Origin of the sequence: Streptomyces sp. NPDC058877 (assembly GCF_042742855.1) — a bacterium.
Lineage (GTDB): Bacteria > Actinomycetota > Actinomycetes > Streptomycetales > Streptomycetaceae > Streptomyces.
The window spans coordinates 1-10,494 of the sequence record NZ_JBHYMF010000220.1 but is presented as its reverse complement, the minus strand read 5'-3'; the positions used below and the strand labels follow the sequence as shown (position 1 = coordinate 10,494).

General features: G+C 73.7%; 10 protein-coding genes. 8 read left to right on the top strand and 2 right to left on the bottom strand.

What is annotated here, in order from left to right; all coding sequences use genetic code 11:
• Positions 1 to 10 precede the first annotated feature (10 nt).
• Positions 11 to 1,768 carry a dolichyl-phosphate-mannose--protein mannosyltransferase gene (locus ACFW2Y_RS31435; protein ID WP_384885873.1) on the bottom strand — a complete coding sequence of 586 codons (1,758 nt, stop codon included), beginning with the start codon at positions 1,766 to 1,768 and terminating at the stop codon, positions 11 to 13.
• Positions 1,769 to 1,820: 52 nt separating this feature from the next.
• Between ACFW2Y_RS31435 and rsmI the strand changes: the two genes are divergently transcribed.
• The 7 genes from rsmI to ACFW2Y_RS31400 all read left to right on the top strand — a co-directional run bounded on the left by rsmI (position 1,821) and on the right by ACFW2Y_RS31400 (position 7,949).
• On the top strand, positions 1,821 to 2,708 hold the full coding sequence (gene rsmI / locus ACFW2Y_RS31430; RefSeq protein WP_384885871.1) for a 16S rRNA (cytidine(1402)-2'-O)-methyltransferase: 888 nt from the start codon (positions 1,821 to 1,823) through the stop codon (positions 2,706 to 2,708).
• A gap of 139 nt (positions 2,709 to 2,847) precedes the next feature.
• Complete coding sequence (locus ACFW2Y_RS31425) at positions 2,848 to 3,267, top strand: hypothetical protein (RefSeq protein WP_384885869.1); 420 nt, start codon at positions 2,848 to 2,850, stop codon at positions 3,265 to 3,267.
• Between the two features lie 97 nt (positions 3,268 to 3,364).
• A complete protein-coding gene (locus ACFW2Y_RS31420; RefSeq protein ID WP_384885868.1) occupies positions 3,365 to 4,234 on the top strand; it encodes a TatD family hydrolase in 870 nt (289 codons plus the stop codon).
• A 73-nt stretch (positions 4,235 to 4,307) separates the two neighbouring features.
• Positions 4,308 to 5,594, top strand: a complete 1,287-nt coding sequence (locus tag ACFW2Y_RS31415) for a ubiquitin-like domain-containing protein (protein ID WP_384885867.1) — start codon at positions 4,308 to 4,310, stop codon at positions 5,592 to 5,594.
• A gap of 66 nt (positions 5,595 to 5,660) precedes the next feature.
• Positions 5,661 to 6,536, top strand: coding sequence for a 16S rRNA (adenine(1518)-N(6)/adenine(1519)-N(6))-dimethyltransferase RsmA (gene rsmA, locus ACFW2Y_RS31410; RefSeq protein ID WP_384885865.1), 876 nt, complete (start codon positions 5,661 to 5,663; stop codon positions 6,534 to 6,536).
• Positions 6,533 to 7,426 carry a 4-(cytidine 5'-diphospho)-2-C-methyl-D-erythritol kinase gene (locus tag ACFW2Y_RS31405; RefSeq protein WP_384885863.1) on the top strand — a complete coding sequence of 298 codons (894 nt, stop codon included), beginning with the start codon at positions 6,533 to 6,535 and terminating at the stop codon, positions 7,424 to 7,426. Before rsmA ends, ACFW2Y_RS31405 begins: the two co-directional genes overlap by 4 nt.
• Positions 7,427 to 7,652: 226 nt before the next feature.
• On the top strand, positions 7,653 to 7,949 hold the full coding sequence (locus ACFW2Y_RS31400) for a hypothetical protein (RefSeq protein WP_384885862.1): 297 nt from the start codon (positions 7,653 to 7,655) through the stop codon (positions 7,947 to 7,949).
• A gap of 61 nt (positions 7,950 to 8,010) precedes the next feature.
• Here the strand turns inward: ACFW2Y_RS31400 and ACFW2Y_RS31395 are convergent, their stop codons facing one another.
• On the bottom strand, positions 8,011 to 8,976 hold the full coding sequence (locus ACFW2Y_RS31395) for a hypothetical protein (RefSeq protein WP_384885861.1): 966 nt from the start codon (positions 8,974 to 8,976) through the stop codon (positions 8,011 to 8,013).
• A 189-nt stretch (positions 8,977 to 9,165) separates the two neighbouring features.
• On the opposite strand from ACFW2Y_RS31395, the gene ACFW2Y_RS31390 reads away from it, so the two are divergent.
• Complete coding sequence (locus ACFW2Y_RS31390) at positions 9,166 to 10,461, top strand: acyltransferase (RefSeq protein ID WP_384885859.1); 1,296 nt, start codon at positions 9,166 to 9,168, stop codon at positions 10,459 to 10,461.
• Positions 10,462 to 10,494: the final 33 nt, after the last annotated feature.

The window sequence follows — 10,494 nt, the reverse complement described above, 5'->3', positions numbered from 1 at the left end:
CATTCCCCCGCTAGACCCAGGTGTCGAGCCACATGCGGTTTCTCCACTGGTCCATCGGAATGGGGGTCCCGGTGTAGATGGGCCAGAAGTAGATGAAGTTCCAGACGATGAGCAGGACGAGACAGCCCGCCGCCACCGTGCCGAAGGTGCGGCGTCTTTCCGAGGAGCCGCGGGGTCCGATGATCGCGCCCAGCATCATGGCCACCGCCAGACACAGGAAGGGCACGAAGACGACCGCGTAGAAGAGGAAGATGGTGCGTTCCTGGTAGAGGAACCAGGGGAGCCAGCCGGCCGCGATGCCGCAGGCGATCGCGCCCGCGCGCCAGTCGCGGCGGAAGGCCCAGCGCCACAGGACGTACAGGACGGCGAAGCAGGCGGCCCACCACAGGAGGGGGGTGCCGAGGGCGAGGACCTCCTGGGCGCACTTCTCGGTCGTGTCGGCCGGGCAGCCCTTGGTGCCGGGGGCGGGGGACTCGTAGAAGTACGAGACGGGGCGACCGAGGACGATCCAGGACCAGGGGTTCGACTGGTACGTGTGGGGCGAGGTGAGGCCCACGTGGAAGGTGTACACCTCGGTCTCGTAGTGCCAGAGGCTGCGCAGCCAGTCCGGGAGCCAGCTCCAGGTGCCGCCGCCGGTCAGCTTGTCCTGCTCGGCGGCCCAGTTGCGGAAGTAGCCCTTGTCGCTGACCAGCCAGCCGGTCCAGGTCGCCAGATAGGTGGCCAGGGCCACCGGCACGACCGAGACGAACGCCGGCAGCAGGTCCTTCCTGATGACCGCGAGGTACGGGCGGACGGCGCCGGCCGTGCGCCGGCCGCCGACGTCCCACAGGACCGTGAGCAGGCCGAAGGCGACCATCACGTACAGGCCGTTCCACTTGGTCGCCGCCGCGAGGCCGAGGGACACCCCGGCCGCGATGCGCCACGGGCGCCAGCCCAGGCGCAGGGACTCCGCTACCTCGGCGTCGGGCCGCAGCACCCCCTCCTCGTCCTCGGGGAGCGCGGCGGCGAGCCTTTTCCTGGTCCGGTCCCGGTCGAGGACGAGACAGCCGAAGGCGGCGAGCACGAAGAACATCAGCACCTGGTCGAGGAGCGCGGTGCGGCTCATCACGAAGTGCAGGCCGTCGACGGCGAGCAGGAGGCCGGCCAGGCAGCCGAGGAAGGTCGAGCGGAAGAGGCGGCGGCCGATCCGGCACAGCATCAGCACCGACAGGGTGCCGAGCAGCGCCACCATGAACCGCCAGCCGAAGGGCTCGAAGCCGAAGAGCTTCTCGCCGAGGCCGATCATCCACTTGCCCATCGGCGGGTGGACGACGTAGCCGGGGTCGGTGGGCACCAGGACCGAGTCGGGGTCCTGCAGGATCGTCTTGTCGATGTCCTTCGGCCAGGCGCCCTCGTACCCCTGGTTGATCAGGGCCCAGGAGTCCTTGGCGTAGTACGTCTCGTCGAATATCACCGCGCGCGGCTTGCCCAGGTTCCAGAACCGCAGCAGGCCGGCGACGGCCGTGACCAGCAGCGGTCCGCCCCAGGCCATCAGCCGCCACAGCCGTTCGGCGGGGCCGGGGCCGATGCCCAGGAGCGACCACGTCCGGGCGGACGGCCGGGTGTACGGGGGGACGAGCCGTTCGCGCAGACCGATGGGCGGTGCGGCGTCCGGGCCGGGCGGCGGGTAGCCGAAGCGCCGCAGCCTCCGCTGCCACGAAGAGGGCTCTGCCACGGTCTCCGCCATGGGGTGCTGGCCTTCCAGGGCCTCGGGTGCGGTACTGGTCACCGCGCCATCGTAGGGACTGTGCCTGTGCGCGTCGCCTGTCCGGGCTGGGAGGATGTCTCGTGTGACTGGAACGTTGGTACTCGCAGGGACCCCCATCGGTGACATCGCGGACGCTCCGCCCCGATTGGCCGCGGAGCTGGAGCGCGCGGACATCGTGGCCGCCGAGGACACCCGGAGGCTGCGCGGCCTCACCCGGGCGCTCGGCATCCACACCACGGGACGGGTCGTCTCGTACTTCGAGGGCAACGAGTCCGCCCGCACGCCGGAGCTGGTCGAGGCCCTCGTCGGCGGCGCCCGGGTGCTGCTGGTGACCGACGCGGGCATGCCGTCCGTGTCGGACCCCGGCTACCGGCTCGTCGCCGCCGCCGTCGAGCAGGACGTCAAGGTCACCGCGGTTCCCGGCCCGTCGGCCGTGCTCACCGCCCTCGCGCTCTCCGGCCTGCCGGTGGACCGCTTCTGCTTCGAGGGCTTCCTGCCGCGCAAGGCCGGCGAGCGCCTCGGCCGGCTCCGCGAGGTCGCGGACGAGCGGCGGACCCTCGTCTACTTCGAGGCCCCGCACCGGCTGGACGACACCCTCGCCGCGATGGTCGAGGCCTTCGGCGGCGAGCGTCGGGCCGCGGTCTGCCGCGAGCTGACCAAGACGTACGAGGAGGTCAAGCGGGGGCCGCTGGCCGAGCTCGCCGTCTGGGCGGCCGAGGGGGTCCGGGGCGAGATCACCGTGGTCGTCGAGGGCGCCCCGGAGACCGGGCCCGCCGAGCTCGACGCGGAGGAGCTGGTGCGCAGGGTGCGGGTGCGCGAGGAGGCGGGGGAGCGGCGCAAGGAGGCGATCGCCGCGGTCGCGGTCGAGGCGGGCCTTCCCAAGCGGGAGGTGTTCGATGCCGTCGTGGCGGCAAAGAATGCGGACGCATCGGGCCCCGCGAAGGGTAAAGGACTAATCTGAAAGGCAAAGCCGAACCCGGCGCCGGGACTCTTCGCAGGGCGCTTGGCAAGGGAAGGGCCAAAAGCCTTCCATGGTTCGTCCCGCGCTGATGCGCTCCGGCCCGAAAAGGCGTCCACTGATCAGTGGAGAGGAGCATGGCATGAGCGAGATCACCGGCACCGGCATATCCGTCGCCCATGAGGCATACGCCTTCGCCTGCATGCGGTGTGGATACGGCTGGGAGCAGGCGTACGACATCGAGCACCACGTCGACGCCGCCGGCCACGAATTCGTCGTCTACAAGGCCGACGGGGAGCGGGTCCCGTCTCCGCTGTCCAGTCCCACCTGCATGAACTGCGGCGGTCACGTCGTCCGGATCATGCGCGCGGGACAGGTGTCGTCGGTGCTCGATCTGATCGCCGCGACCGAGAAGCACCACCACGGAGCGCGGGCGACGAAGCCCGTCTCGCCCGCGGGCCCCATCGGGCAGGAGCTCACCGCGGACGCCCCCGAGAAGCCGCCGGTGCCGCACCACTGGCACCTGTCGGACCTCCTGCACCCCTTCCGGCGCCGCCAGTAGCCGGGCCGGGATCCCGCCACCCCCACCGGTGCCTCCCGGGGACGGAGGCGCCGGCAACCCTGCGCGCGGGCGCTCGCGGCCCTCGTACGATCGGGGCATGACTGCCAAGGACGCCCCGCCGCCGCTGCCCGAACCCCTCCTCGTGGAGGTCGCGGACTCGCACACCCACCTGGACCTGCAGTCCGGGACCGTCGAGGAGGCACTGGTCAAGGCCGCCGCCGTCGGCGTGACCACGGTCGTCCAGGTCGGCTGTGACGTGAAGAGCTCGCAGTGGGCCGTTGAGACGGCAGCCGCCCACGAGAAGGTGCATGCCGTCGTCGCGCTGCACCCCAACGAGGCCCCCAGGATCGTCCTGGGGGATCCCGACGGCCGGTCGCGACAGGGGGCCCGTGACGGTGGCGGCGACGACGCCCTCGACGACGCCCTCGGCGAGATCGACCGGCTCGCCGCCCTGCCGCAGGTGCGCGGAGTCGGCGAGACCGGCCTCGACTTCTTCCGCACGGGGCCGGAGGGCATCGCCGCGCAGGAGCGTTCCTTCCGCGCCCACATCGAGATCGCCAAGCGGCACGGCAAGGCCCTCGTCATCCACGACCGGGAGGCCCACGCCGACGTGCTGCGCGTCCTGGAGGAGGAGGGCGCCCCCGAGCGGACCGTCTTCCACTGCTACTCCGGCGACGCCGCCATGGCCGAGATCTGTGCCGCCAAGGGCTACTACATGTCCTTCGCCGGCAACGTCACCTTCAAGAACGCCCAGCCGCTGCGGGACGCGCTCGCGGTCGCCCCGCTGGAACTGGTCCTCGTCGAGACCGACGCCCCCTTCCTCACCCCGGCGCCCTTCCGGGGCCGGCCGAACGCCCCGTACCTGATCCCGGTCACGGTCCGGGCCATGGCCGAGGTCCGCGGCATCGGGGAGGACGAACTGGCGGAGGCGATCGCCGTGAACACCGCCCGGGCCTTCGATTACTGATCCATAACGATCACTCCAGGTGCTCGGGTCGCTGCAAGGAGTGACGGAGGGGTGCGTCTAGGGTCCCGGCCTCGTGAGCACTTCCCAGGGCAGTCGCCGAGCCGGACGGCGAGGGGCGGGCACCACCCTGCCCGCGGACGAGCAGCCGACCCGGACGGCGCCCCCCGCGCCGCCCGCCCCCGCCGTCGGCGTCCCCGGGCAGGAGGCGCGCGCCGGCGCCCGCCGCGCCGCCCGGCGACGCCGGGCCTCCGGGAGGGCCGGCGCCGCCGCGGGCGGGCTGCGCAGGCTCGTTCCGCAAGCCCTCGTCGTCGCCTTCCTGGCCGGCGGCACCAGTGCCTTCGTCGCCGACGACAAGGCCGTCCGGCTGTCCGTCGACGGCGTCCCGCGCACCTTCCACACCTTCGCCGACGACGTCGAGGAGCTCCTCGCAGACGAGGGCCTGACCATCGGCCCGCACGACATCGTCGCCCCCGGCCCCACCGAGCCCCTGGCGGACGGCGACGAGATCGCCGTCCGCTACGGGCGACCGGTCTCCCTCACCCTCGACGGACAGCGCCGACGGGTGTGGACGACGGCCCAGGACGTCGAGGGGGCGCTGCGCCAGCTCGGAGTCCGTGCGGAGGGCGCCTACCTGTCGGTGTCCCGTTCCGCCCCGATCTCCCGGCGGGGCCTGGCGCTCGACGTCCGCACCGAACGGGCCGTGACCTTCCTCGCCGACGGGCGCGAGCGGACCGTCCGCACGAACGCCGCCACCGTGCGGGAGGCCCTCTCCGAGGCGGGGATCACGCTCTCCGGGCAGGACGCCACCTCCGTCGCCCCCGACTCCTTCCCCCGCGACGGCCAGACGGTGAACGTGCTGCGGATCACCGGATCCCGGCAGGTGCGCGAGGAGTCCGTGCCGTACGCCGTCGAGCGGGCCCGCGACCCCGAACTGTTCGCGGGCACCGAGGTCGTCGAACGGCAGGGCGTTCCGGGAGTCCGCCGCGTCACCTACAGCCTGCGGACCGTCAACGGAGTCCGGGAGCGGCCCCGCCGGACCGGCGAGGAGATCGTCCGCGAACCCGTCAACCGCAAGGTGCGGGTCGGCACCAAGCCGCTGCCCACCTCCGTCGCCGGGGCCGACGGACTCGACTGGGGCGCGCTCGCCGCCTGTGAGTCCGGCGGCCGGCCGAACGCGGTCGACCCCTCGGGGACGTACGGCGGGCTCTACCAGTTCGACCCCGGCACCTGGCGCTCCCTGGGCGGCAGCGGAGTCGCCCAGGACGCCCCCGCGGCCGAGCAGACCTTCCGGGCGAAGAAGCTCTACGTGCAGCGCGGGGCGAGCCCGTGGCCGCACTGCGGCCGTCGCCTGTACCGGTGAGCGTCCGGGCCGTGCCGCGGTGGTGAGCCGTAGGTGGGCCGCGGCCGTGCCCCGTAGGCTGTACCGGTGAGCACCACCACCGGCCCCGAAAGCCCCGACGCCCTCCTCGGCCCCGCCGACATCCGTGAGCTGGCCGCCGCCCTCGGCGTGCGCCCCACGAAGCAGAAGGGCCAGAACTTCGTCATCGACGCCAACACCGTCCGGCGGATCGTCCGCACGGCGGAGGTCCAGCCCGAGGACGTGGTCGTGGAGGTGGGGCCGGGACTCGGTTCCCTCACCCTGGCCCTGTTGGAGGCCGCCGACCGCGTGACGGCCGTCGAGATCGACGACGTGCTCGCCGCGGCGCTGCCCGCCACGATCGCCGCCCGCATGCCGGCCCGCGCCGACCGCTTCGCGCTCGTCCACTCCGACGCGATGCTCGTCCAGGAACTCCCGGGCCCGCCGCCGACCGCGCTCGTCGCCAACCTGCCGTACAACGTGGCCGTGCCGGTCCTGCTGCACATGCTGGAACGCTTCCCGACCATCGAGCGGACCCTCGTCATGGTCCAGGCAGAGGTCGCCGACCGGCTCGCCGCACGCCCCGGGAACAAGGTGTACGGCGTCCCGTCGGTGAAGGCCAACTGGTACGCCGAGGTGAAGCGGGCCGGCGCCATCGGCCGCAACGTCTTCTGGCCCGCGCCGAACGTCGACTCCGGCCTCGTCTCCCTGGTCCGCCGCACCGAACCGCTGCCGACCACCGCCACCCGGCAGGAGGTCTTCGCGGTCGTCGACGCGGCGTTCGCCCAGCGCCGCAAGACGCTGCGGGCGGCCCTCGCGGGCTGGGCGGGCTCGCCCGCCGCCGCCGAGGAGGCCCTGGTGAAGGCGGGCGTCTCGCCGCAGGCGCGGGGCGAGTCGCTGACGGTGGAGGAGTTCGCACGGATCGCGGAGGCGAAGCAGCAGTGAGCGTGACCGTACGGGTGCCGGCCAAGGTCAACGTCCAGCTCGCGGTCGGTGCGGCCCGGCCCGACGGCTTCCACGACCTGGCCAACGTCTTCCTCGCCGTCTCCCTCCACGACGAGGTGACCGCGACCCCCGCCGACCGGCTGACGATCACCTGCGAGGGCCCGGACGCCGACAAGGTGCCGCTGGACCGCAGCAACCTGGCCGCCCGCGCCGCCGAACTGCTGGCCGCCCGCCACGGCATCTCCCCGGACGTGCACCTGCACATCCGGAAGGACATCCCGGTCGCCGGCGGCATGGCGGGCGGCAGCGCCGACGGCGCGGGCGCACTGCTGGCCTGCGACGTCCTGTGGGGCCTGGACACGCCCCGCGAGGTGCTGTTGGAGATCTGCGCCGAGCTCGGCTCCGACGTGCCCTTCAGCCTGGTCGGCGGAGCGGCGCTCGGCACCGGGCGCGGCGAGAAGCTCACCGAGCTGCCGGTCGGGGGCGCCTTCCACTGGGTGTTCGCCGTCGCCGACGGCGGGCTCTCCACCCCGGCGGTGTACGGCGAGTTCGACCGCCTCACCGAAGGAGTCGAGGTTCCCGAGCCCGTCGCCTCCCCGGCCCTGCTCGACGCCCTGCGCACCGGCGACGCCGTCGCCCTCGCGGGCGCCCTCGTCAACGACCTCCAGGCGCCGGCGCTCTCCCTGCGCCCGTCGCTCGCCGAGACCCTGGCCGCCGGCACCGGGGCGGGCGCCCTCGCCGCCCTGGTGTCGGGCTCGGGCCCGACGACGGCGTTCCTGGTGAAGGACGCGGAGGCGGCGGAGGCGGTCGCCGCCGCGCTCCTCGCGTCCGGCACCTGCCGGACGGCCCGGCCGGCGACCTCACCGGCGGCGGGGGCGACGGTCCTCTAGGGGCAACGCCGTTCGGTCGAGGGTGGCGCCGGGCGCTCCGGGACGGAAGGGACTTCCGCACCCCGCCCGGCACCGTCCGCCCGGCCACCTCGCCCGGCAGCGCGGCGGACGACCGGCAGCGGCCGTTCACCACCGCCGCGGAGCAGCACCCTCCGCCGCTTTCCGTTTCCCGTGCGGCAAGGCCCGCGCCTCCTGACGGCCACGGACCGCCGGTACGATCCGGTCCATGGAGACACCTGGCTGGCTCGTCCCCTTCATGGTCGGCCTGCTTTTTCTCCAGGCCCTCGGCCTGGTGCCCGTCATCCGCAGGATGCGTGGATCCGACCCCGAAACCCGCACCCGGGGCCGCCTCGACCTGCTGGAGACCATCGGCAGCCTGCTGCTCATCAGCGGCGTGCTGCTGAGCCTCACGGTGGCGGAGCCCCTGTTCTGGCTCGCTCCGGCCGGCTTGCTGCTCCTGGTCGTCTGCTACGCCGTGAAGTGCGCCCACTGGCTCCGGGACCGCCGTCACACGGCGGGCTGACCCGGAGGGCGGGGCCGCGGCCCCGCCCTCCGGGCGGGCGAGCCGCCTTCGACGGACCCCGCTAGAGCTTGTTCTTCGAGATCCGGGCCAGGAGCAGGTTCGGGTCCTTCACGGGGGTGAAGTAGGCCGCACTGGGCACGTACACGGTCTTGGCGCGGACCGCCACCGAGGTCGGGTTGTCGAGGCCGTCCGCGGCGGTGAGGACGGTCCGGTGGGTGCCGTCCGGGCGGACGAGCTCCAGTCGGCTCTCCATGACCAGCGCGGCGAGGACGGTGTCGCCGTGCCCGGTGAAGCCGAAGTCGTCGATCGTGGTGAGCCCGGTGGCCCTGGTCTCGATCGGGCCGGCGACCCGGCCCTCTCCGATCGGGATGCGGAGCAGGGTCGAGCGGGCGGTGTTGGAGACCCAGACGGCACCGTTGTGGACCTTGATGCCATTGGCGCCGAAGGCGATCGCGGCGGTCGGTTCGAGCGCGGTCCCGGAGGCCCAGACGGAGGGCGTGCGGGTGTCCAGCGGCACGCTCCACACGAGGCCGCGCGCCGAGTCGGCGACGTAGAGGGTGCCGCACTCCTCGTCGAGGGCGAGACCGTTGGGGAGGACGTCGGAGGGCAGGGCGACGATCTGCTCGGGCGCTCCGCCGCCGGGCGCGAGGCGCCAGATGCCGTTCTCTGCGGTGCCGGTGGCGTAGTTGACGTACAGGGTGCCGTCATGGGCGCGGGCGATGCCCGTGACGATCGCCGCGCCGAAGCCCGGGGTCTGGGGGTCGGTCACCTCGGGCAGGGTGGCGAGGACCGTGGTGGTGCCCTCCCGGGTGACGCGGGCCACCTGCCGGGCGTAGGCGAAGGTCAGGTCCGCGGAGCCGTCGGGCTCCAGGGCGATGTTCTCCGGGGTCTGACCGGCGGCGAAGTCGAAGGGGGCGACGACCCGGGGGTCGGACACGGTCGGCTCGCCGGCCGACGCGGGACCGCCGACGAGCAGGGCGAGGGCCGCGGCGAGGACGACCGCGGACAGGCGTGGGACGCGGGACATGGACGTCTCCTCGGAAGTGGGGTGACGGAACACGAACATGACGGATCGTCGGCCCGGAAGCCCGGGAGTCCGGCAGCCAGGGCCGAGAGGTCGCCCGCGCGGCCGACGGCAGCCCTCCGTACGTACTCACGCGCCCTTTGAGTACGTGAGCGCTGACGCCTGCCCCACCGCGGTCGGGACGCTGTTCCCATGGGAACCAGCGCGCGTGACATCGCCGCCGCCACACCGGCGACGCGGGACCGGTACGTCGATCTGCTCCGGGTCGCCTCCCTCGCGGTCGTCGTCCTCGGCCACTGGCTGATGGCGGCCGTCACCGCCGACGGGCAGGTGGGGAACCTGCTGGCCGTCGTGCCGGAGCTCCAGGCGGCGACCTGGGTCCTCCAGGTCATGCCGGTGTTCTTCTTCGTCGGCGGCTTCTCGCACGCCCTCGCCCACCGCTCGCGTCCGCAGTACGCGGCCTTCCTGCGGGCCCGGCTCCAACGCCTGCTGCGGCCGACGATGGTGTTCGTCGGGGCGTGGGGTGCCGTCGCGCTGCTGCTCCAGTCGGCCGGCGCGGACGGGGGCCTCACCGGGGTCGCGCTGCGCCTGGTCGCCCAGCCGCTCTGGTTCATCGGGATCTACCTGGCGATGGTCGCCTTCACCCCGCCGCTGCTGCGGCTCCACGAGCGCTGGGGGTGGGGTGCGTTCGCCGCACTGGTGGCCGGGGCGGTCGCCGTGGACCTGCTGCGGTTCGCGGTGGGCCTGCCCTACGTCGAGTTCCTGAACTTCGGGTTCGTGTGGCTGGCGGTCCACCAGCTCGGCTTCCTGCGCGCCGACGGCATGATCCGCCGCCCGGCCCTGCTCGCCGGAGCGGGGCTGATCGGTGCCGGTGCGCTCGTCGCCCTCGGCCCGTACCCGCTGTCCATGGTGGGGATGCCCGGCGAACGGGTGTCGAACATGGCGCCGCCGACCCTCGCACTGCTCTGCCACGGCCTGTGGCTGGTCGGTGCGGTCGAGCTGCTGAAGGGCCCGGGCGCCCGGCTCGCCGGCCGCCCCCGGGCGTGGCGGGCGGTGGTCGCCGCCAACGGGATCGCGATGACGGCCTTCCTCTGGCACCTCACGGCCATGCTCGGGGTGTACGGGGTGCTGCTCGGGCTCGGCACGGAGCTCCCGGACCCGGCCTCGGGCGCCTGGTGGGCCCGGGTTCCGCTCCGGTTCGCCGCGGCGGCGGCCCTGACGGCCCTGCTCGTCGCCGCCTTCCGCCGCTTCGAAGCCCCGGTCCCGGCCGTCCCGGCGACCGGTCGGGGCGGGCCCCTCGCGGCCCTCGGCATCACCCTGGCCCTGCTGGGCGTGCTCGGTCTGTCCCTGACGGGCTTCGCGGGCCTCCTCGACGGACACGCCGCCACCCTGATCGTCGTCCCCGTCACCGCCCCCACGGCCGTCGCCCTGGCCCTGGCGGGCTGGCTCCTGGTGGAGCGGGCGGGCCGGGGCCGCCCGGGCCGCTGACCGTCGCCGCCGGCCGGGCGGGTGCGTCCCGGC

What these genes read in the sequence shown, in the direction of transcription:
- rsmI (WP_384885871.1), top strand. Translation starts at nt 1,821, where the DNA reads ATGTCTCGTGTGACTGGAACGTTGGTACTCGCAGGGACCCCCATCGGT.
- ACFW2Y_RS31425 (WP_384885869.1), top strand. Translation starts at nt 2,848, where the DNA reads ATGAGCGAGATCACCGGCACCGGCATATCCGTCGCCCATGAGGCATAC.
- ACFW2Y_RS31420 (WP_384885868.1), top strand. Translation starts at nt 3,365, where the DNA reads ATGACTGCCAAGGACGCCCCGCCGCCGCTGCCCGAACCCCTCCTCGTG.
- ACFW2Y_RS31400 (WP_384885862.1), top strand. Translation starts at nt 7,653, where the DNA reads ATGGAGACACCTGGCTGGCTCGTCCCCTTCATGGTCGGCCTGCTTTTT.
- ACFW2Y_RS31395 (WP_384885861.1), bottom strand. Translation starts at nt 8,976, where the DNA reads ATGTCCCGCGTCCCACGCCTGTCCGCGGTCGTCCTCGCCGCGGCCCTC.
- ACFW2Y_RS31390 (WP_384885859.1), top strand. Translation starts at nt 9,166, where the DNA reads ATGGGAACCAGCGCGCGTGACATCGCCGCCGCCACACCGGCGACGCGG.